Here is a 23213-nt window from a genome sequence, read left to right on the forward strand (position 1 = left end):
CATCAATCAATAAACTAATTTCTACTATGCTGTTATCTCAAGCTCAACCACATAACCTTCATGTCCTCTCACATTTATAAATTCGCCACCTTCAAAAGAGAGATACTGTCCTTTAATTCCTCGCAAAATCCCTTCAAACTCCGGCTTTTTATCTAAAGTAAAGGAAGTAATTTTTTCCGGTGCTTCATAAGGAAAATCCAACTTTACGATTTCTTCTTCTCCCGAGTAAAAGTTTTTGAAATCATGGGGGAAATAATGCTTGATCTTTTCCCGAAAGTCTGCTAAATCCAGATCGTCTTCATAATCATCTTCCAGCATTTTTCGCCAGTGGGTTTTATCTGCAAGGTGTTCTTTCATAGCGACTTCAATCATTCCGGCTTCATACCGGTTTTCGGTTCTGGCGATGCAAAGCGCAAATGTTGCTCCCTGATCGATCCACCGCGTGGGAATTTGCGATTCCCGTGTTACACCAACTTTCACATCACCAGTATAAGCAAGATATACGATATGTGGCTTTAATTGGATGGATTGCTCAACTTCCAGATCACGTTCGCCAATGCCTAAATGAGCGGTAGATAATTCCGGACGGATAATGGTTTCACTTGCATATGGACTTTCGAAGAAACATTTTTTACAAAATCCCATTCGATAAATTTTTTCATCGCTGCCACAGCTTACACATTCATAACCGACATGTTTTAACTTCATACGTTTCCCAATCACTTGATTCACATTAATTAAATCATTTGATAAATTAAGGAAATACTGAATCGGTTTGTCGTTTTGGGTCGTCATTTTCAGGATTTGTCCGGCGAATTTCATTTATAATAATTTGCGTAAAAATAATCATTTGAATTTAATTAAATTTGTCTTCTGAAACAAAAGAAATGAATTATCTTGTCACCGGCGGCAGCGGTTTTATTGGGTCACATCTGGTGGAACATTTACTGAAAAATGGACATTCTGTCATTAACATTGACAATTTTGATGATTTTTATGATTATAAAATTAAAATCAAAAATACCTTAGAATCCGTCGGCAAAACGCTGGAGTTTTCATTTCACGATAAAGAGCTTGATATTCAAAAACTTATTTTCGAAACTTCGACAAAAAATCATCAACTTTATTATCAGGATATTCGAGATAAAGATGGTTTAGAGAAAATTTTCTCCAAACATAAAATTGATTTAGTCATTCACCTTGCGGCGTTAGCTGGGGTTCGACCTTCAATCGAGCGACCTTTGGATTATGAGGAGGTGAATATTAAAGGAACAATGAATTTATGGGAACTTGCGAAAGATTTTAAGATCACCAAATTCATTGCAGCCTCCAGTTCAAGTGTATATGGGAATAATAAAAAAATTCCTTTTTCAGAAGACGATGCCGTAGAACAACCTATTTCACCGTATGCAGCAACAAAAAGATGTGGCGAAATTCTGGGTCATGTGTATCACCATCTTTATCATATTGATATGATACATTTGCGATTCTTCACTGTTTATGGACCACGCCAACGACCGGATCTTGCCATTCATAAATTCACAGAACTGATCTCCGGAAATAAGGAAATACCTTTCTATGGCGATGGTAACACCGCTCGAGATTACACTTATATTGATGATATCATTGAAGGAATTCAAAAATCAATCTCCTATTTACAAACCCACGAAAAGGTTTATGAAATCATTAATCTGGGTGAAAGTGAAGTCATTCATTTAAATGAGATGGTAGAAACAATTGAAAATCAACTGGAAAAAAAGTCATATAAAAACAGGTTGCCAATGCAAGCCGGAGATGTTCATAAAACAAATGCGAACATTCTAAAAGCGAAGACATTAATAGGTTATCAGCCGACCACGCATTTCCAAAATGGCATAAAAAAGTTTGTGGAATGGTTTTTGAGAAAAGGTTCTTGAAAAAAAATTATATAATTAACAAAGTTTGTTGAAAATCAGACATAAAAACATTTTTTATGTCGCCGATTTTTATACTTTTGCAAAAAAATAAATGATATGTATTGGACATTAGAATTAGCTTCTTATTTAAGTGACGCACCTTGGCCTATGACAAAAGCGGAACTTATTGATTATGCCATCAGAACAGGTGCACCAATGGAAGTAGTAGAAAACCTTCAGGCCATCGAAGATGAGGGAGAAATCTACGAGTCCATTGAAGAGGTATGGAGCGATTATCCGACGGATGACGACTTCCTCTGGAATGAAGATGAATATTAAAAAACACTGTCGGTCGTCGTTTTCGGCCACCGACTTTTATATTTTAGAAAAATTCTAAAAATTAAAATTTTTAAAATGGCTGAATACTCGCAGTATTAAGGCCGAAAGTACATAATATGGGTTTTATAGATAAAGTTCTTAAAGGTTTTCTGGGCGACAAAAACGTAACTGACCTCAAGGAAGTAAAAAAAGTTGTAACTAAAATTAAAGCAGTTGAACCGAAAATTCAGGAATTAACCGATGACGGTTTGCGTGATAAAACCGCTGAATTCAAGGAGAAACTGAAAACTGCTACTGCTGAAATTACAGCGCAGATCGAGGAAACCAAAGAACAGATCAAGAATTCTACGAATATTGATGAGAAAGAAGCTTTGTTTACCAAAGTAGAAACTTTGAAAAAAGAATCTTATCAAATTGAAGAAAAAGTTCTGAATGAAATTCTACCCGAAGCCTTCGCCCTTATTAAAGAAACTTCCCGCAGATTAGCACAGAACGGAGAGATTCGTGTGAAAGCGACCGCTATGGATCGTGAACTTGCCGCTACCAGAGATTTTGTTGTGCTGGAAGGCGATACTGCCGTTTGGAAAAACGAGTGGGATGCTGCCGGAACCGCGATTAAATGGGACATGGTTCATTACGATGTTCAGTTTATCGGTGGAGTTGTTTTGCACAGTGGAAAAATCGCTGAGATGGCAACGGGAGAAGGTAAAACTTTAGTGGGAACACTTCCAATTTACCTGAACGCTCTTCCTGGAAGAGGGGTTCACGTTGTTACCGTAAATGATTACCTCGCAAAAAGAGATTCACTTTGGATGGGCCCTCTTTATCAGTTTCATGGTTTGACTATTGACTGTATTGATAATCACCAACCTAATTCCGATGCACGTAGAAAAGCATACCAGTCAAGCATTACCTACGGAACAAATAACGAATTTGGTTTCGATTACCTGAGAGATAACATGGTTACTTCTCCTACAGAATTAGTTCAGGGAGAATTAAACTTTGCGATCGTAGATGAGGTAGATTCAGTTTTAGTAGATGATGCAAGAACACCATTGATTATTTCCGGACCCGTTCCACAAGGAGACCGCCAGGAATTTGATACGTTGAAACCTTCTGTGGACCGAATTGTGGAAATTCAGAAAAAAACAGTAAGTGCCATTTTTAACGAAGCGAAAAAATTAATCGCTAACGGAAATACAAAAGAAGGCGGCTTCAAACTATTACAGGCATATAGAGGTCTACCGAAGAACCGTCAGTTGATTAAATATCTTTCTGAAAGTGGCCACAAAGCACTTTTACAAAAAGTTGAAGGACAATATATGCAGGACAACAATCGCGACATGCCGATTGTTGACAAAGATCTGTATTTCGTAATCGACGAAAAAAATAACCAAATCGACCTTACCGATAAAGGAGTAGAATATATGTCTGCCGGAAATGAAGACAAAGATTTCTTCGTTTTGCAGGATATCGGAACTGAAATCGCTGAAGTTGAAGCCAAAAATTTAAGCAAAGAGGAAGAATTTGAAGCCAAAGAAAGACTTTTCAGTGATTTTGCTGTAAAATCTGAACGTGTTCACACCCTGAACCAGCTACTTAAAGCATATACCTTATTTGAAAAAGATGATGAATATGTAGTGATTGATGGCGAGGTGAAAATCGTGGATGAGCAAACCGGTCGTATTATGGAAGGAAGACGTTATTCTGACGGACTTCACCAAGCGATTGAAGCCAAGGAAAACGTGAAAATTGAAGCCGCTACGCAAACCTTTGCAACGGTGACCCTTCAGAACTATTTCCGTATGTACAACAAACTGGCAGGGATGACAGGTACGGCAGAAACGGAAGCAGGCGAACTTTGGGAAATTTATAAATTGGATGTGGTCGTAATTCCTACGAACAGACCAATTCAAAGAGATGACAGACAGGATTTGGTTTACAAAACAAATCGTGAAAAATATAATGCAGTTATTGAAGAAATTGAAAGATTAACAGCAGATGGACGACCTGTTTTGGTTGGTACAACCTCTGTTGAAATTTCTCAATTACTTTCAAGAGCTTTACAGCTGAGAAAAATTCAGCATAATGTATTGAATGCAAAACTACACGCCCGTGAAGCAGAAATTGTAGCAATGGCCGGTGGACCGGGAGTTGTGACAATTGCAACAAACATGGCGGGTCGTGGTACAGATATTAAATTGCAGGGTGATGTTAAGAAAAACGGCGGTCTTGCAATTATTGGTACGGAGAGACACGATTCAAGACGTGTTGACAGACAGTTACGTGGTCGTGCCGGAAGGCAGGGAGATCCGGGAAGTTCTCAGTTCTATGTATCGTTAGAAGATAATCTGATGCGTCTTTTCGGTTCCGAGAGAATCGCTAAAATGATGGACAGAATGGGTCATAAAGAAGGGGAAGTTATTCAGCATGGTATGATCTCAAAATCAATCGAGAGAGCACAGAAAAAAGTGGAAGAAAATAACTTCGGGATTAGAAAAAGACTCCTGGAATATGATGACGTGATGAATAAACAGCGAGACGTGATCTATAAGAGAAGAAAGAACGCTTTGTTTGGGGATCACTTGAAATATGATATTTCTAATATGATATTTGATGTTTCGCAATCCATCGTTACCAGAGGTAAAATGGAAGGTGATTTTAAAGAATTTGAACACGAAATCATTAAATATTTCACCATGGAATCTCCGGTTTCCGAAAATGAATTTAAAACGAAACAAGTTCCTGAATTAACGAATATTCTCTTTAAAGCAGCAACTGAAGATTATCAGATGAAATTGAATCTGTTGAAAGAGAAATCATTCCCAATTATCGAGAATGTCTTCCAAAACCAAGGTTCAATGTTCAAAATGATCCAAGTTCCTTTTACTGATGGAATTAAAACAATGACCATCGTTACAGATTTGAAAGAAGCTTACGAAACAAAATGTGAATCTTTAATTAATGATTTTGAAAAGAATATTTCTCTCGCAATCATTGATGAAAACTGGAAATTACACTTAAGGGAAATGGATGATTTAAGACGTTCTTCTCAAGGTGCAGTTTATGAACAGAAAGATCCACTGGTGATCTACAAACAAGAATCTTTTTATCTCTTCACAGAGATGGTAGAGAAAATAAATAAAGAAATCGTTTCGTTCTTATATAAAGGAGAAATCCCTGCATAAAACAAGAAATATTTAATTAAAAAACCCACAATGAAAATTTCATTTTGGGTTTTTTTTATGTAAAAATTTTAGAAATATCTAAATACAATATACTAAACTTTAATCTTTTATCCATTTCAAGATATTCGGAAAAATAATTTCTTCCCGCTTTTTCTTATTAAATAAACGAGGTACATGGCCGGTATTTTTCATGAAAATGAGTTCATGAGGAATTCCTTTTTCAGTTAAGATCGAATCTAGCGCTAAGCCCTGTCTTTTGTTTACCAAAATATCCCGATCGCCCTGAAACAATAAAGTGGGCACATTCGAAACATTTGCCAAAGGACTGGCTTTTTTAAATTCTTCAGATATATTTTTACGGTCAAACTTTACTCCTACCACATCTTGTATGGTTAAAGAAGTGTATTTGGAATAGAAAGAATCTGTATAATTTTCGGTGTAAAAATCTGTTGGACCACTCAAAGAGATTATTTTTTTGATGTGATCCGGATTTTTGTAACCATAAAGCAATGAAATATGCGCGCCGGAACTCTCTCCCAACAGGATATAGTTGTCTTTTGACAATCCTTCCTCTTCTGCCAAAGCATTTATTTTTTGAATTGCCAAACCTATATCTTCAAGCTGTTCTTTATAAGTCGTTTTCTTATTCACCAGTCTGTAATTAATATTTGCCGACGGTATATTATTTTTATGAAGATATTTCTGTAACATTCTCACATGTTCCTTTCGACCGATCTTCCAACCACCCCCGTGAACAATAACCACGGTCGGACTTTCCTTTTCGAAGGAAGCCGGAATAAAAACATCCATATTCTGTTGCCGTGATTCTCCGTATTTTAGATTGTAAATCTTCTTATCGTCCTGTACTTTTACACGGTATTTGGTACTACAGGAAGCTAAAGTAAAACCAATGGCACCCAGTAATAATAATTGGTAGTGTATATAATTTTTTTTCATGTACACGCTATAGAAAAGTTTATACCTAAATGACGATTTACTGAATGCGGTGTAATGTGATGAAAATCATACCTTAAACAACCACCTAAGAACGTGATATCACGCCAAGATTTCGACCCAACAAAGTCGGTTAGGAAGTAAATTTTTTCAGCAGGTGTTGTAATATTTTTTGTAATTTTAATGACTAAAAATTTATTGATGGCATTAATAGACCTTTCTAAACGAATAGCACTCGGTATCGACGTCGGTGGGACCAATACAAAATATGGTTTGGTAAACCATCGCGGAGAAATTTTAGAAAAGGGAAGCATTAAAACAGATGATTACCCTGAGGTCGAAGATTTCATGAATGCTCTTTATGAAAAGATTTCGCCTTTGATTACAAAATATTGTGGGGAAAAACAATTCGAAGGAATTGGCGTTGGAGCTCCCAATGCAAACTATTACCGTGGAACCATTGAACAAGCTCCGAACCTTCAGTGGAAAGGCGTCATCCCTTTTGCGGAGATGATGTCTGAAAAGTTTAGTGTTCCCTGTAAAATGACGAATGATGCAAATGCTGCGGCCTTAGGAGAAATGATGTTTGGTGCAGCGCGCGGAATGAAGGATTTTATAATGATCACTTTAGGAACCGGCGTTGGCAGCGGAATTATCGCAAATGGACAGCTTATTTATGGACATGATGGCTTTGCCGGTGAACTGGGGCATACGATTGTAAAACCCGGCGGCAGAAAGCACTGGAGTACTGGGTCAGAAGGCTCTCTGGAAGCATACGCCTCAGCTACAGGAATTACCATTACCGCAAAAAAAATGCGTGCAGAATTCCCCCACTCTATGCTGAACAGTTATAAAGAGGAAGAGATCGATTCAAAAGTAGTGTTCGAATGCGCACAAAAAAACGATGAAGTTGCAGTTGAAGTATTTCGGTACACCGGGCAGAAATTAGGGGAAGCCTTCGCTAATTTTGTAATGTTCTCCTCCCCGGAAGCAATTTTGCTTTTCGGCGGCGTAATAAAAGCTGGCGATTTCATTATGAAACCGACGAAACTTCATATGGAACGTAATCTTTTACCAATTTTTAGAAATAAGGTAAAATTGGTTTTCAGTGAACTCGACGAAGCTGATGCTGCTATTTTGGGCGCAAGTGCCTTGGTTTGGGAAAAATGACTGGATTGGTTCTCCTAAATAAAAGCCAAGAATTAAGGTTAGAACACTGTATAAAAACAGCAAAATCTTTTCGTCTTACTTTTAAAATTTCGCGCAATTTCGCGGTAAAAAAACACGACAATAAATATAGAAATGGAAAATAAAAATTTAGAATACGTTACGTTTGGCGGCGGTTGCTTTTGGTGTGTTGAAAGCTGTTTCAATCTGCTGAAAGGCGTAGAATCAGTTATTTCAGGGTATGCGGGCGGACACAAAGAAAACCCAACTTATGAAGAAGTTTGCACCGGCGAAACCGGACACGCAGAAGTGGTTCAAATTGCATACAATCCGGAAGTTATTTCCTATGATCAACTGATGGATGTTTTCTTTTTCCTGCATGATCCTACACAATTAAACCGTCAGGGAAATGATATCGGTACACAGTATAGATCTGTCATTTTTTATAAAGATGAAGCAGAAAAAAAACGAGCAGAAGATGCACTGAAGAAATCGGAATCTTCCGGAAAATGGACTGGAAAATATGTTACAGAAATTACACCTCTTCCTGAATTTTATCCGGCAGAACAGTATCATCAAGGGTATTATAACGTAAATCCAACGCAACCTTATTGCAGTGCTGTCGTTGGTCCAAAAATCGTAAAATTCAAAAAGCATTACGGAGAAATGGGAATGCTGAATGGAGAATAAAAATAATTAAGCGGAGAATCTTCTTCGCTTTATTATTTTTAAATCAACTCCACTTCTCTAAACTTACATCGTTTTTGAATTTGACGAAGCACTTTTAAATAAGAAATTGATAGTTTTACACCATTATATCTCCTCTTTGAAACAAAAAAAGACCGCTGAAAATTTCAGCGGTCTTTCTTCTTTTAGGACAACTTATTTTACTAAGACCATTTCGCTGATCAAGTGACCAGCTTTCCCGTATTTTTCAATAGTCCAAAGAACCATTCTGATATCTACGTTAATGGTTTTCTGCATTTCCTTATCGAAAATAATATCACCACTAAGGGCTTCACTATTTCCGTCAAATGCCAACCCAAGAAGTCTTCCTTCACCATCCATGATTGGAGATCCGGAGTTACCTCCTGTAATATCGTTATCGGATAAGAAGTTTACAGGCATGAAACCTTTTTTATCTTTATAACGACCGAAATCTTTTTTCTTCACCAAATCCAAGAATCTTTGTGGCAAGTCAAATTCCTCATCACCTTTCTTGTATTTTGCAACCATACCGTTGATTTCAGTATAGTAATTATCTTTTTCTTTGATACCGGCGTAGTTTCGGTCTGTTCTTTCTGGAAGCGTTGTTACTTTACCAGTCGTCATTCTCATGGTAGAGTTCGCATCCGGATAGAAAGAGGTTTCCGGTTGAGATTTTCTAAGACCATCTAAAAAGATTCTGCTGTTTTTTGCAAAAGCATCATCAATTTTAGAATATTTCTCGTTATTTAATTTTTGATCATCGATAAATCCGTTTGCCATTTTCATTAAAGGATCTGCATCGATTTTTAAACGGTTCGGATTATTAAGAAAATTCATCGCAGATTCTTTTGTTGCGAAGATAGAAGCGAAAGCCATAGTTGAAAGGTTTTTCGCGTCGGCTGCTAAAAGCGTAGGTGAAGCAGTAGCTTTGTTTACTCTCTGCTGATAAAGGTTGACCATAGAGTTCAACATTTCACCTTCCAGTTTCACATTAACTCCATTATACATACGATCGATCGCAGCAGTTACTTTATCTTTCATCGCAGCTTTACCAGCTTCATCCTGATCCGCATAGGTTTTCAATAATGAACCTAATTGGTAAGCAATGGTAATATATTTTGCGTTTCTCTGAAGTTGCGCAGCATAATTTTTCTCTACATTTCTGTCAGAGATTTGAGAATAGTTAGATTTAAGCTCCTGAAGAACAGAACCATACATATCTTCGTTCTCCGGAAGCAATGCCCAAGTCTGGAATTTAGCTTCTAAGTTTTGTTTTTGAGTAATTGTTCCGTTCTTCATCACGGCGTCAATTGTTCCCTGTCTGTTTTTCCAGTAATTGGCAACACCGGCATATTGAGACGCATAGTCGATCTTAGTCGCCTGGTCTTTGTCCATATACTTTTTCATAACATCCATTGCCATTTTCGACGCTTCTACCCAAGCTGGATAATCTTTATTAACCATTTGCTCAATTCCGAAAGAAGTCAAATATCGGTTGGTTCTTCCCGGGAAACCAATGATCATTGTAAAATCTCCAGGCTTATATCCTCTCAAAGAGATTGGAAGAGCATGTTTTGGCTTCATTGGAACATTGCTCGCTGAATATTCTGCAGGGTTTCCGTTTGCATCAGCATACACTCTGAAAACAGAAAAATCTACAGTATGTCTTGGCCATTCCCAATTGTCGGTGTCGCCACCAAATTTACCTAATGCGTTTGGCGGAGTTCCTACCAATCTTACATCTTTAAAATCTTGGTATACAAAATAATAAAACTCATTACCGTTGAAGAAATCTCTTACAACAACACTGTATTTACCATTTTCAGAATTTTCTAACTGTATTAATTTATATTCTGCATCGATAACCGCTCTTCTTTCATCTGCACTCATATTATTATTGAGCTTGGCGTTGATTCTTTTTGAAACATCATCCATTCTCACTAAAAATCTTACAGAAAGGCCTTTTGCTGGAAGTTCTTCACTTCTTTTCATCGCCCAGAAACCATTGGTTAAGTGGTCATTTTCCGGCGTAGAAAGTGCCGCAATATTTCCGTAACCACAGTGGTGATTTGTAAATAATAAACCTTCTTTTGAAACCATTTCTGCGGTACATCCGCCGCCGAACTGAACGATTGCATCTTTTAAGCTGGAATTGTTTATTGAATAAATTTCTTCAGCAGTTAATTTTAAACCTTCTTTCTGAAGATCAACTCCATTTAATCTTTTGATCATGCTCAAAAGCCACATTCCCTCATCTGCCTTAATTTGCAGAAAGCTCAACATAAACGTGAGCAGTAAAAATATTCTTTTCATTTAATAATTTATTTAATTCGCTAATTTAAGAAATTCATTTAACTTGTTACCCATCAAAAAGCAAATGGAAGAGAAAAATCTAATCCACTATTATCGTTGTAAAAACAACTTAATTATTTTGTAGCCAGGTAAAAATTTTACTGTTGCATAGGAAAATCTTAATCTCTCTTCATTTCAGTGTGGGGAATGTCGTCTTCAAGATAAGTTTCACCTACCTCTACGAATCCAAATTCACGATAAAAGGGCAAAAGGTAATTCTGGGCAGAAATTCTGATGGATGAATTTCTAAATCTGCACTCAACCGTATTAATAGCAAATCGCAGCAATGTACGGCCAAGAGTTCGCTTCCTATAATTTTGATTCGTTAAAACGCGCCCGATGGAAGCTTCCTTATATTTAATTCCGGAATCAAATAGTCTGCAATAAGCAACAACATCACCCTCAATTTCCGCCCAAAGATGAACTGCTTCCTGATCATAACCATCCAGTTCAGGATAAGGACAGGTTTGTTCCACAATGAAAACATTAATTCTGGCTTTTAAAATCTCATGGAACTCTTGAGTTGAAAGTTCATTAAAGGTTTTGATTTTCCAAATTAGGTTATTCATCATCGATCGTAGATTTTTTTAAAACTTGATATGGTTGTGCATTAAAAACTCGTTCGTTTTTGTAATAAAATCCAGAATAGCGTCGCAGCCAGTTTTTTTCTCTGCAGAGGTCACATAAAGTTCGGGCAAATCTTCCCAGGTTTTTAATAATTCCTCTTTATAGTGATCAACATTCGCCAGGACCACATTCGGTTTCAATTTATCTGCTTTTGTAAATACGATTGAAAAAGGAATTCCATTTTCACCACACCATTCTATAAACTCGAGATCTATTTTTTGGGGCGTATGTCTCGCATCAACTAATATAAAAAGATTAACTAAGTTTTTTCGGTTCAGGATATAATTGGTAATGAGTTTTTCAAAATCCCGGCGCATACTTTTTGAAACTCTTGCATATCCATAACCCGGTAAATCGGTAAGATACCAACTTTCATTAATGATGAAATGATTTATTAACTGGGTTTTCCCCGGTGTTCCAGATGTTTTTGCCAGATACTTATGATTCATCATCGCATTGATCAATGATGATTTTCCCACATTTGATCTTCCAATAAAAGCATATTCCGGCATCGTAGGTTCTGGACAATCTTGCCATTTATCGCTGCTTTTAACAAATTCTGCGGTTTTTATTACCATAACTGATTTCTTTTAAAATGTAATTAAATAAAAAATGGAAGAATAAACTTCCATTATACTATTTTCTTTGTTTTCTGTAACCACGAATACAAAATCTGATTGAACTCATCGGGTTTTTCCATCATTGCTGCATGTCCACATTCATCAATCCAAAATAACTCTGAGTTCGGTAAAGACTTATCCATATCTACGGCGACCTCTGGCGGAGTTACATTATCTTGTTTTCCCCAGATCAAGCAAACAGGAGTTGTAATCTTGGGTAAATCATTTAACATATTGTGTTTAATGGCACTTCGGGCAAGCATCACGGTTTTGATCCCTTTCATTCTGTCGTTTACTACAGAGAATACCTCATCTACCAATTCCGGAGTTGCAACGTCGGGATTATAAAAAACCTCTTCCGTTTTCTTCCTTATATATTCTTTGTCACTTTTTCTTGGAAAACTGTCCCCAAATGTTCTTTCGTACAACCCTGAGCTTCCCGTTAAAACCAAATGATCGACTAATTCGGGTCTGGCAAGCGTTAAAATTAAACCCACATGACCGCCCATAGAGTTTCCTACAATGGTGGCAGAACGGCCTACTTTTTCTTCAATAAACCGCGCAACGAACTTTGCAATTGTGGTAAGATTAGTATTAAGAACGGGTAAATCGTAGATGGGTAAAACGGGTACAAATACTTTATATCCTCTTTCAGAAAAGAAAGTTACTGTATTTTCGAAATTACTTAACCCACCCATTAAACCGTGCAATAAAATTACCGGGTCCCCTTCTCCTGCTTCGATAAAAGCAAATTTCTTTTCTTTCTTTGTTTTAAATATCATAAATATTGACGCAATAAGCGTTTGCAAAAATACAAATTAAACACCAAACTCAATTTTTTGAGTCTTAAATAATATTAAAAATAAGAATTTTTCTCTTAACAACTGCCCTATTAGTGCAAAAAAAACATTTTTAGATTAACTGCTTTTTAATCAATCGGTTAGTTATCGATTCAAAACTTATTAACATTAAGTCAAAAAGTGGGAAAAAGTGGGAGCTTTTGGAAATTTTTATATAAATTTGTCCCAAATGAAGAATTTCATCGGCACATATGAATGTAGGATCGACGACAAGGGTCGCCTTAAACTTCCATCGTCTCTGGTAAAACAGATGGGGGATTTTGGCGATGACTCCTTTGTGATCAAACGTGCTGTTTTTCAACCTTGTCTGGAAGTTTATCCAATGAAAGGCTGGGAACAACTGATGAAAAAGCTAAATGGACTGAATCGTTTTATTAAAAAAAACGCAGACTTTATCCGGATGTTTACTGCAGGCGTAAAGATTGTGGAACCCGATAATGCGGGAAGATTACAGATCTCTAAAGACCTTACCCAATTTGCAAATCTTCGAAAAGAAATCGTGATTACCAGCGCTGGTGAACTTTTCGAAATTTGGGATAAAGAGGCCTACGAAAAGGTAATATCTACTTCTGAAGAAGAATTTGCGAAGCTGGCAGAAGAGGTTATGGGCGATATAAGTTTTGAGGAGGAAGAAGAATAGACCCATCGCAAAAAATTAAATTTAAAAACACTTAGCTGAAATAGAAATGTATCACAATCCTGTTTTACTGACAAAAAGCGTCGATGATTTGGTAACGAATCCCGATGGAATCTACGTTGACTGTACTTTCGGCGGAGGCGGACACTCACGGGAAATCCTGAAAAGACTTTCCGATAAGGGAAGACTATATGGTTTCGACCAGGATTTGGATGCTTTAAAAAATAACATCGAAGATCCTCGATTTACCCTCATCAACCAAAATTTTAGATTTTTGGAGAACGCACTTATGGTGCATGGCGTTACTAAGGTTGATGGTGTTTTAGCCGATTTCGGTGTTTCTTCTCACCAGTTTGACCAGGCAGAAAGAGGTTTCTCTACCCGAAGCAATGCACCCCTCGATATGAGAATGAACGTGATGCAAATGTTGGATGCGAAAAAAGTCATTAATGAATATGAAGAAGAACATATTGCAGACATTCTATATCAATACGGTGAAATTCGTGAATCCAGAAAATTGGCTCGGGAAATTGTCAACCAGCGCAAAATAAAACCGATTGAAACAACAGAGGAATTGAAAAAACTCTTCAGTTACATTCCTCAGTTTAAGCAGAATAAAGTATATGCCCAAATTTTTCAGGCCATTCGGATTGAAGTGAACCAAGAATTGGAAGTTATAAAAGAATTGCTGGTTCAGGCGCACCGCATCTTAAAACCTGGTGGCAGACTCGTCGCAATTTCTTATCACTCTCTGGAAGACAGATTAGTAAAGAGATTTTTGAAAAATGGAATGTTTGAAGGAGAACCCGCCCGAGATATCTACGGCAACTACTCCAAAACATTTGATTTATTGCAGACAAAGGCAGTCGTGCCGGATCAGGCAGAAATAGAAGAAAATTCACGCGCTAGAAGTGCAAAATTAAGAACCGGAATAAAATTATAATGATAAGGAGGCAATAAAACCACCTCAGCTCAATGGCAAAAAAACCAACATACCGCCCACAGAAGAAACTTACTTTTATAGATATTGTAAAAGGAAACTTTCTGAACCGTGATGAAGTTACCATTCATTACCGCTATTTTTTGTTGGTCTTCTTCTTATTAATGATCATGATTTATAGCAATCACCTTGTTAGTAAAAAAATTGAACATGTCAATATTTTAAAAGAGCAGACGGAAGAATTTAAGTCGAGAAATGCGTATGCGCAGAGCAGACTAATAAAAGTAAAATTAGAATCAGAATTAGGAAAGGAAATGGTTCAGGACAGCCTGCTTTCCTTAGAAAATCATCCACATAAGATATTGATAAAACTAGACAGTTTAGATGGCAGTACAAAATGAATTTGAACAAAAACGCTCAAAAACGTTAAGATGGGGCTACCTTTTTACAGGGTTTGCCTTCGTTTTGTTTGTGGTTTTTCTTGGTCGAATTCTGGTTTTGCAAAATACCAATGTACAGGAAATCAAGGACGATTACATCAACAAAAATTATCGGGAAGCTACTTTGAAAGCGGCACGTGGAAATTTGTACGCGTCCGACGGTTCTATTCTCGCAACCACTGTAATGCGTTACGATGTTTATCTGGATTTTAAAATTATTAAAGACACGGTTTATTCTAACAACATTGGACCCTTAACGGATTCTCTGTCTAAAATGTTTGGAAAACCAAGAAGCTATTTCAGAGATCGATTTGACCAGCAGAAAAAAGTTAAAAACCAATATTATTCTTTGGTAAAAGGCCTTGACTTTGATGATTACGACCGTATTCGTCAATTCCCCATTTTCAAAAAAGGGAAAAACAGAGGGGGATTTATTGTTGACAGAAATTATAAGCGAGAACTGGCAACCACCCAGATTGGAGCCGGAACGATCGGGATGGATAATGAAGTGGCAAAATCAGGTTTAGAAGGTGCTTTTTCGAAATATTTAACAGGCACCGATGGTTCCAGACTTGAGCAGAGAGTAAATTCCAGCCAATGGAAACCTATTGATTACTGGAAAGTTAACGAACCGATTGATGGTCAGGATGTTTACACCACAATTGATATCCGAATTCAGGATATTGCACATTCCGCCCTAGAAAAACAATTGATCAATTTTGATGCAGACCATGGATCTGTGGTCGTGATGGAAGTGAGTACAGGCAAAGTCAAAGCTATGGTAAATTTGCGCAGAACAGAACCAGGCATTTATGTAGACGCTTACAATTATGCCCTTAAAGATGCTACAGAACCCGGTTCAACTTTTAAAACAGTTTCTCTTCTAGCCGCAATGGATGATGGATTCATTGATGAAAACACGACAGTAAATGTTGGAAACGGAGTTTGGACGTATGCTAAGCAAAGAATTTCCGACGGTCATGGCGGCGGCACTTATGATATTTCAGATGTTTTGGCAAAGTCGAGTAACGTAGGTTCTGCAAAACTGATCACCAAATTCTATGCAGATAAACCACAGGTATTTTTAGACCATCTCCGTCGCTGGAAAATGTTCGAAAAAATGGATATCGAATTACCGGGAATCAGCAAACCTTACATCGTAACACCTGAAGATAAGAGATGGAATGCTGCAACTCTGGCTTCTTTGGCCTATGGTTATTCTTCACGTTTTAATCTGCTGCAGCTAACCACGTTTTACAATGGAATCGCAAATAAAGGTAAAATGCTGAAACCTCTTTTTATTGAAAAAATATTGAAAGATGGTCGAACGCTGTACGAAGCAAAACCACAAGTTATGGTGAATAAAATGGCGTCTCCAAAATCAATTAGCTTAATGACTTCCGCTTTGACCCAAGCGGTAGAAAAAGGAACGGCCAGAAGTATTTTCACCCCGAACTTAAAAATGGCAGGAAAAACAGGAACTGCAAGATTTGAATATTGGAAACCGGGACCAGCGAAATACCAGGCAAGTTTTGCCGGATTTTACCCATCTGATAATCCAAAATATACCTGTATTGTCATGATTAACCAACCCGATAACTCAAAAGGCTTTTACGGATCTACCGTTTCAGCTCCGGTATTTAAAGAAATTGCAGGAAAAACATTCCTAAAAACGCCACAAAACATTGAGCAGGAAATGTTGGTGGATAAAAAAGCTGATTTAAGTAAAATGATTGCGCCCCAAGTAAAAGTCGCAGTGAAACAAAACCAAATGCCAAAAGTGACAGGGCTGATTGGTAAAAACGTTATTCCACAACTCGAAAACCAAGGTTATCGTGTGGATTATAAAGGCGTAGGAAAAATTAGAGAGCAGTTTCCATTGGAAGGAACTATCATTAAAAAAGATCAAAGAATTTATCTGCAACTACAGAATTAAAATAATAGAAAACGTTTTACGGAACGCGTAACAAAAGATAGATAAAATTTCTATCGCAACAGGTATAGAATGAAATTAGATGAATTATTAAATAGAATCCCCGTTTCAGAAATTATTGGTGACAAAAACCAAGAGATTTCAGAAATGACTTTCGACAGCCGCCAAGCTGTGGAACAGGGACTTTACGTGGCCATCAAAGGAACCGTTTCCGATGGACACGACTTCATTAATTCTGCGATTGAAAAAGGTGCGAAAGTAATTGTTTGCGAAAATATTCCTACTGATATCAAAGACGAAATTACTTATATTAAAGTGAAAGATGCTGCAAAAACTTTGGGACATGTGGCTTCTAATTTTTATGGAAATCCTTCCTCAAAACTACACCTCATCGGCATTACCGGAACCAACGGCAAAACATCAACCACTACTCTTTTGTTTGATATTTTCAAAATGTTGGGTTTCAAATGTGCCTTAATTTCTACGGTTGAGTATAGGATCGATGAAGAGGTAATTCCATCTACACATACAACTCCGGACGTCATTCGTTTAAACCAAATTTTAGCAAAAGCCGTAAGTAAAGGTTGCGAATATGCTTTTATGGAGGTTTCTTCTCACGGAATTCATCAGCAAAGAACCGAAGGTCTTCAATTTAAAATTGCAGGTTTCACCAATATTACGCACGATCATTTAGACTATCATAAAACATTTGAAGAGTATCTTAAAACAAAAAAGAGATTTTTTGATGATTTAAGTTCTGATGCTGTTGCCATCACCAACGTTGATGACAAGAATGGAAACATCATGTTGCAGAATACGAAAGCATCTAAAAAAACGTACGCCCTAAAAACAATGTCCGATTTCCACGGAAAAATTACGGAAGTTGATTTTAATGGAATGCTTTTAAACTTTAATGGAAAAGAATTTTGGACAACGCTTACCGGTAAGTTTAACGCCTATAATTTACTCCTTGCTTATGCGGTCGCGATTGAATGCGGCTTTCACGAAGATGATATTTTACCTACCATTTCTAAATTAAAAAGAGTGAAAGGCAGATTTGAAACTTTAAAATCTGACGGCGGAATTTTCTTCGTTGTCGATTATGCACACACGCCGGATGCTTTAGAAAATGTTTTGGATTCCATCAATGAGATCCGCACCAAAAACGAAAGACTGATCACGGTATTTGGTTGTGGCGGCGACCGTGACAAAACGAAACGCCCCGAAATGGGAAAAATAGCCACGAAGAAATCGACGTTGGCAATAATCACTTCAGATAATCCAAGAAGCGAAGATCCCGCACAGATCATTAAAGATATTGAAGCAGGTGTAGAACCTCAGTTTTATAGTAAATACACTTCAATACCAGACCGTCGGGAAGCAATAAAAATGGCCATCAAATTCGCTGAACCGAAAGATATCATCGTGGTGGCGGGGAAAGGACACGAAACCTATCAGGAAATCAATGGCGTAAAACACCACTTTGATGATCAGGAAACCATAATAGAGTTAGCAAGACTCATGTCGAAATAATGAATAATCGCAGATTAAATAAAACAACATGTTATACTACCTATTCGAATATTTGAACAACCACGGAATTCATATTCCAGGAATGGGTATGTTTAAATTTATCTCTTTCCGCGCAGGAATGGCAGTTTTGTTATCCCTTATCATCGCGTTAGTTTTTGGAAAAAAAATAATCAACTATTTGCGTAAAAAACAAATGGGGGAACTGGTTCGTGATCTGGGGTTAGATGGACAAAAGCAAAAGGAAGGAACTCCAACAATGGGTGGTCTCATCATTATTTTGGCAACGTTAATTCCAGTTTTGCTTTTCACCAGAATACTAAATATTTACATTGTTCTTCTTATCATTTCTGTTGTTTGGATGGGAGCGATCGGTTTCATTGATGATTATTTAAAGAAAATTAAAAAGAACAAAGACGGCTTAAGTGGTAAATTTAAAGTGATTGGTCAGGTTGGTTTAGGATTAATCATCGGTGTCACCATGTATTTTCACCCCGACATCACTGTAAAAAGAAAATATGCAGATGCCAAAGAAGTCAACCGAAATAACGTCGAAGCTAACTTTATGCCGACCGAGAAATCAACGGTTTCTACCGTGCCATTTGTAAAAAATAATGAGTTTGATTACAGTGGAATTCTTTTCTGGATGTCACCGGAGAACGCGCACGAATGGGCTTGGATTGTTTTTATTCCGATGGTTATTTTTATTGTGACCGCAGTTTCAAATGGGGCCAATATCACCGATGGACTCGACGGGCTCACTGCAGGCACAAGTGTCGTCATCTTACTGACGCTGGCGTTTTTTGCCTACCTCTCCGGAAATATCATTTTTGCGGACTACCTGAATATTATGTTCCTGCCCAATATGGGGGAAACAACCATTTTCGCCCTCGCATTGGTAGGTGCCGTGATTGGTTTTTTCTGGTACAACACCTATCCCGCCCAGGTTTTTATGGGTGATACGGGAAGTTTAATGCTGGGTGGAGTCATCGCAGTACTGGCAATTATCCTAAGAAAGGAGTTGCTGATTCCTGTACTTTGTGGGATTTTCTTAATTGAAAATTTATCGGTAATGCTGCAGGTTGGAACTTTTAAATATAGAAAAAGAAAATACGGTTTAGAGTACGCTCAGAATAACAGATTGTTCAAAATGTCTCCTCTTCACCATCATTATCAGAAAGAAGGCTATCACGAAAGCAAAATCGTTAACCGTATGGTTATTATTGGTGTTTTGTTTGCGATTATTTGTTTAATCACTTTAAAGGTCAGATAAAAAAATATGAAAATAGTTGTTTTAGGTGGTGGAGAAAGCGGTGTAGGTGCGGCTTATTTAGCAAAGAAGAAAGGCTTGAATGTTTTTCTTTCAGATAAAGGTGCGATAAAAAACGACTTCAAAAAACAGTTGATCGATGCCGAAATTGAATTCGAAGAAGGACAGCACGATGAAGCCCGCATTCTGGAAGCAGACTGGGTCATCAAATCTCCCGGTATTCCAAAAAAGGCAGATATCATCTTTAAGATTAATCAAAAGGGAATTCGCCTCTCCTCAGAAATTGAGTTTGCTGCAGAGTTTACACCTGCAAAAATTATAGCCATCACCGGAAGTAATGGTAAAACCACCACCACTTCACTCATTTATCATATTTTGAAAAGTGACAATTTAAAGGTGGGTTTAGCAGGAAACATCGGGAAAAGCTTTGCGCGACAGGTTGCGGACCAAAATTTCGATTATTATGTTCTGGAAGTAAGTTCTTTTCAGCTCGATGATATTCAGAATTTCCGTCCTTACATTTCCTTGTTGTTGAATTTAAGTCAGGATCATCTGGATCAATATAACTACAATTATGAAGACTATGCTTTAGCTAAATTCAGAATTGCAGAAAACCAGGAAAATGATAATTTTTTCATCTACAATAAAGATGATGAAATGAGTATGAGTCTGCTTGAAAAACTCGCCGTACGAGCCAAAAAGATCCCTTTTTCTACGAAAGAGAAAGTAAAGCAAGGAGGTTTCGTCCATAAAGATAAAATCGTAGTCAAGTTGGAAGATGAGTTCTCCATGAAAATTGCAGAATTGTCTTTGGTAGGAAATCACAATATCGCAAATAGTTTAGCCGCTTCAATTGCAAGTAAAATATTGAATATCAGCAACGAAAGCATCAGAAATTCACTCATGACCTTCCAGGCGGTTGAACATCGTTTAGAGCAGGTCGCCCAAATTAACGGCGTGACTTTCATTAATGACAGTAAAGCAACCAATGTGAATGCTGCCTATTTCGCTTTAGAAAGCATGAACCAGCCAACAGTTTGGATCGTGGGTGGCGTAGATAAAGGAAATGATTATACCGAAATAGAAAATCTGGTCAAAAGAAAAGTAAAAGCCATTGTCTGCTTAGGAATTGACAATCAAACCATTATCGATTTCTTTAAAGATAAGAAGGAATCTATTTACAGCACTTCGAGTATGGAGGAAGCCGTGAAGGTTTGCAAATCTCTGACAGAAGAAGGAGATACTGTTTTGCTATCACCATGTTGTGCAAGTTTCGACCTGTTCGAGAATTATGAAGACCGTGGAAATCAATTTAAAGCAGAAGTATTAAAAAATAAAATCGATTAGTCGTAGATTAAAATGCAGGAAAGAGAAACCAAATTTGAATTATTAAAAGGAGACAAAGTCCTTTGGAGCGTAATCTTATTGATTTCGTTCTTCTCGGTGTTCCCTGTATATTCAGCGAGTTCGAATTTGGAATATATCGTAAACAGCGGAACCACCACTTCGCACTTGATCAAGCACAGCTTTTTTGTAATGCTTGGTTTGGCGATCATGCGTGCAGTGGGTTGGTTTAAATATGAACATATTGGGAAACTCAGCAGCTATCTGCTCACCTTTACCATTGCGCTATTGGGATTAACTATGGTTTCCGGACAGACAATTGACGGAGCTTCCGCCTCACGCTGGCTGAAAATCCCGGGCACTCCGATTTCTTTTCAGCCTTCATCTTTTGCTTATTTAATGCTGGTAATTTACCTCTGCCGTTATTTAACAAAGAAAATTAAAAGAGAGCGATTACCCATTGAAAATATCTTTTACATTTTCGGGCCGGTTCTTATTGTATTTGGTCTTGTAGCTAAAGATAATGGATCCACCGCTTTAATGATATTAATGGTTTCATTGATCGTCATGTTAATGGGGCAGCTCGATAAGAAATACATTCTGGGATTTGTCGGTTTATCATCCGTCATGATCGGGGTATTTATGTTTTTAGCATTAAAAACCGATTTAATAGAAAACAACCGGGTTCATACCTGGATGAGCCGTGTTGAAACCTTCACAAAAAAAGAAAGTCAGGTAGAAGATGAAGCAGATAAAGCAAAAAATTATCAGGTCATGCAAGCCAAAGCAGCCATTGTTCACGGCGGTATTGCCGGAATGGGTCCCGGTAAAAGTGCGCTGAAACAAATGCTTCCGCAGTCAGCCTCGGATTTTATTTTCGCCATAATTGTCGAAGAATATGGATTTATGGGAGCTACAGTTTTAATTGCGCTCTATTTGATCATGATTATAAGGATTGTGATGATTGCCAGTAAAATGCCGGCCTTTTTCGGAAGTCTGCTGGTGCTCAGTCTCGGGACCATGATTTTTGTGCAGCTCTCTGTAAACATCGCGGTCGCTGTAAATCTCATCCCGGTTACTGGTCAACCCTTACCGCTTATCAGTTACGGTGGAACCAGCATGTTGGTGACCTATATCCAGCTGGGAATCATCTTAAATGTAAGTTCCAGAATACAGGTTTATGATGAAGAAGGAATGGGCAAAAAACAAAGTATAGAAGAAATAAACGATATCGCATAAAGTTCCCAAGGAACGGATTAACAAGGCATAGGCAAGAATCCTATGAAAATAATATGAAAAAGAAATTAAAAATTCTAATGAGCGGCGGCGGAACCGGAGGACATATCTTCCCGGCGATTGCAATTGCACAGGAAATTCAAAAAAGATTTCCTGACGCAGAATTTTTATTCATTGGGGCAAACGGAAAAATGGAAATGGAAAAAGTTCCGCAATCTGGATTTAAAATTGTGGGCTTAAATATCGTAGGATTTGATCGTGGAAACCTGCTGAAAAATTTCAAATTACCCTTTAAACTTATTTCCAGCCTGGTAAAAGCCCGACAGACCATTAAAGAATTTCAACCTGATTTTGCAATAGGAACGGGAGGATTTGCAAGTGGGCCTGCACTTTATATAGCGACACATTTGGGCATTCCAATTTTTCTTCAGGAACAAAATTCCCTGCCTGGCAAAACGAATACCTTCTTGGCAAGAAAAGCGAAAGCAGTTTTTACTGCCTATCCGAATATGGGTCATTTTTTTCCAAAAACCAAAACTTCCTTTTTGGGAAATCCTATTCGCAAGAATATTATTACCGATTTAATTGAAAAGGATGTAGCAAAAGAACAATTAGGATTAAATCAGAACAAATTAACCATTCTTTCTGTCGGTGGCTCTTTGGGTTCCCGCACTGTGAATAATGGTTGGAAAGAAAATATTGACAAAATAGCAGAAAAGGATTATCAGTTAATCTGGCAAACGGGCAAACTCGATTATAAAAGTTTAGCTGAAAATTCCCAGATCACAAATCATTCTTCCAAAATTCAGTTGAAAGAATTTATAGCCGATATGGCATTAGCCTATTCCGCCGCAGATGTAATTGTTTCTCGCGCCGGCGCCATTGCCATTTCAGAATTAGCGATGACAAAAAAACCGGTGCTTTTAATTCCTTTACCAACTGCAGCGGAAGATCATCAAACCAAAAATGCGATGAATTTAGTAGAAAAAAATGCTGCCAAAATGGTAAAAGATTCTGAAATGTCAGAGAAATTCTGGACGACTTTACAGGAAATTTGTGAAAACGAGAATCTAAGAAAAGAGATGAGCGAAAATTTAAACTTTTTCGCAAAACCTTTGGCAACAGAACAAATTGTAGATGAAATTTTAGCATCCTTAAATATCAAAGCATAAA

At 37.5% G+C, this 23213-nt stretch carries 20 protein-coding genes; 14 read left to right on the plus strand and 6 right to left on the minus strand.

From position 1 onward, the window contains the following. Window positions 1-24: 24 nt before the first annotated feature. Complete coding sequence (locus tag EIB73_RS09975) at window positions 25-822, minus strand: DUF2797 domain-containing protein (RefSeq protein ID WP_125025001.1); 798 nt, start codon at window positions 820-822, stop codon at window positions 25-27. A gap of 65 nt (window positions 823-887) precedes the next feature. On the opposite strand from EIB73_RS09975, the gene EIB73_RS09980 reads away from it, so the two are divergent. From EIB73_RS09980 to secA, 3 genes are all read left to right on the plus strand, one after another. After that, window positions 888-1916, plus strand: coding sequence for a GDP-mannose 4,6-dehydratase (locus EIB73_RS09980; RefSeq protein ID WP_125025003.1), 1029 nt, complete (start codon window positions 888-890; stop codon window positions 1914-1916). Window positions 1917-2012: 96 nt separating this feature from the next. Beyond that, the gene (locus tag EIB73_RS09985) at window positions 2013-2234 is read left to right on the plus strand and encodes a DUF2795 domain-containing protein (RefSeq protein WP_015807225.1); all 222 of its coding nucleotides are present in this window, start codon (window positions 2013-2015) and stop codon (window positions 2232-2234) included. A gap of 116 nt (window positions 2235-2350) precedes the next feature. Continuing rightward, window positions 2351-5422 (plus strand): preprotein translocase subunit SecA, encoded by a 3072-nt coding sequence (secA, locus tag EIB73_RS09990; protein ID WP_125025005.1) that lies wholly within the window; start codon window positions 2351-2353, stop codon window positions 5420-5422. Between the two features lie 99 nt (window positions 5423-5521). Here secA and EIB73_RS09995 read toward each other — a convergent pair whose 3' ends face one another. Next, window positions 5522-6379 (minus strand): alpha/beta hydrolase, encoded by an 858-nt coding sequence (locus tag EIB73_RS09995; protein WP_125025007.1) that lies wholly within the window; start codon window positions 6377-6379, stop codon window positions 5522-5524. Window positions 6380-6577: 198 nt separating this feature from the next. Between EIB73_RS09995 and EIB73_RS10000 the strand changes: the two genes are divergently transcribed. After that, window positions 6578-7546: an ROK family protein gene (locus EIB73_RS10000; protein WP_125025009.1), complete on the plus strand. Its 969-nt coding sequence runs from the start codon at window positions 6578-6580 to the stop codon at window positions 7544-7546. A 132-nt stretch (window positions 7547-7678) separates the two neighbouring features. Continuing rightward, window positions 7679-8233, plus strand: coding sequence for a peptide-methionine (S)-S-oxide reductase MsrA (gene msrA, locus EIB73_RS10005; protein ID WP_125025011.1), 555 nt, complete (start codon window positions 7679-7681; stop codon window positions 8231-8233). A 192-nt stretch (window positions 8234-8425) separates the two neighbouring features. Here the strand turns inward: msrA and EIB73_RS10010 are convergent, their stop codons facing one another. The 4 genes from EIB73_RS10010 to EIB73_RS10025 all read right to left on the minus strand — a co-directional run bounded on the left by EIB73_RS10010 (window position 8426) and on the right by EIB73_RS10025 (window position 12632). Next, window positions 8426-10564: a S46 family peptidase gene (locus EIB73_RS10010; protein WP_125025013.1), complete on the minus strand. Its 2139-nt coding sequence runs from the start codon at window positions 10562-10564 to the stop codon at window positions 8426-8428. Between the two features lie 158 nt (window positions 10565-10722). After that, on the minus strand, window positions 10723-11175 hold the full coding sequence (locus tag EIB73_RS10015; protein WP_380219189.1) for a GNAT family N-acetyltransferase: 453 nt from the start codon (window positions 11173-11175) through the stop codon (window positions 10723-10725). Window positions 11176-11190: 15 nt separating this feature from the next. Then, window positions 11191-11808 (minus strand): ribosome biogenesis GTP-binding protein YihA/YsxC, encoded by a 618-nt coding sequence (yihA, locus tag EIB73_RS10020; RefSeq protein ID WP_125025015.1) that lies wholly within the window; start codon window positions 11806-11808, stop codon window positions 11191-11193. 53 nt (window positions 11809-11861) lie between these two features. Then, window positions 11862-12632 carry an alpha/beta fold hydrolase gene (locus tag EIB73_RS10025; RefSeq protein WP_125025017.1) on the minus strand — a complete coding sequence of 257 codons (771 nt, stop codon included), beginning with the start codon at window positions 12630-12632 and terminating at the stop codon, window positions 11862-11864. A gap of 247 nt (window positions 12633-12879) precedes the next feature. On the opposite strand from EIB73_RS10025, the gene mraZ reads away from it, so the two are divergent. From mraZ to murG, 9 genes are all read left to right on the plus strand, one after another. Beyond that, entirely contained in the window at window positions 12880-13350 is a 471-nt protein-coding gene (gene mraZ, locus EIB73_RS10030) for a division/cell wall cluster transcriptional repressor MraZ (protein ID WP_125025019.1), read from the plus strand. A gap of 46 nt (window positions 13351-13396) precedes the next feature. Further along, window positions 13397-14290, plus strand: coding sequence for a 16S rRNA (cytosine(1402)-N(4))-methyltransferase RsmH (rsmH, locus tag EIB73_RS10035; protein ID WP_125025021.1), 894 nt, complete (start codon window positions 13397-13399; stop codon window positions 14288-14290). 32 nt (window positions 14291-14322) lie between these two features. Then, a complete protein-coding gene (locus EIB73_RS10040) occupies window positions 14323-14688 on the plus strand; it encodes an FtsL-like putative cell division protein (protein WP_125025023.1) in 366 nt (121 codons plus the stop codon). Further along, entirely contained in the window at window positions 14672-16663 is a 1992-nt protein-coding gene (locus tag EIB73_RS10045; protein ID WP_125025025.1) for a penicillin-binding transpeptidase domain-containing protein, read from the plus strand. The genes EIB73_RS10040 and EIB73_RS10045 overlap by 17 nt, the downstream gene beginning before the upstream one ends. Window positions 16664-16732: 69 nt before the next feature. After that, window positions 16733-18193, plus strand: coding sequence for a UDP-N-acetylmuramoyl-L-alanyl-D-glutamate--2,6-diaminopimelate ligase (locus EIB73_RS10050; RefSeq protein WP_125025027.1), 1461 nt, complete (start codon window positions 16733-16735; stop codon window positions 18191-18193). Window positions 18194-18221: 28 nt separating this feature from the next. Beyond that, on the plus strand, window positions 18222-19463 hold the full coding sequence (gene mraY / locus EIB73_RS10055; protein ID WP_125025029.1) for a phospho-N-acetylmuramoyl-pentapeptide-transferase: 1242 nt from the start codon (window positions 18222-18224) through the stop codon (window positions 19461-19463). Window positions 19464-19469: 6 nt separating this feature from the next. Next, window positions 19470-20807: a UDP-N-acetylmuramoyl-L-alanine--D-glutamate ligase gene (gene murD / locus EIB73_RS10060; RefSeq protein ID WP_125025031.1), complete on the plus strand. Its 1338-nt coding sequence runs from the start codon at window positions 19470-19472 to the stop codon at window positions 20805-20807. A gap of 12 nt (window positions 20808-20819) precedes the next feature. Then, a complete protein-coding gene (locus EIB73_RS10065) occupies window positions 20820-22043 on the plus strand; it encodes an FtsW/RodA/SpoVE family cell cycle protein (RefSeq protein ID WP_125025033.1) in 1224 nt (407 codons plus the stop codon). Window positions 22044-22096: 53 nt separating this feature from the next. Further along, window positions 22097-23212 (plus strand): undecaprenyldiphospho-muramoylpentapeptide beta-N-acetylglucosaminyltransferase, encoded by a 1116-nt coding sequence (gene murG / locus EIB73_RS10070; RefSeq protein ID WP_125025035.1) that lies wholly within the window; start codon window positions 22097-22099, stop codon window positions 23210-23212. The last annotated feature ends 1 nt before the right edge of the window (window position 23213 follow it).

Origin of the sequence: Kaistella carnis (genome assembly GCF_003860585.1) — a bacterium.
In the GTDB taxonomy this organism is placed as follows: domain Bacteria; phylum Bacteroidota; class Bacteroidia; order Flavobacteriales; family Weeksellaceae; genus Kaistella; species Kaistella carnis.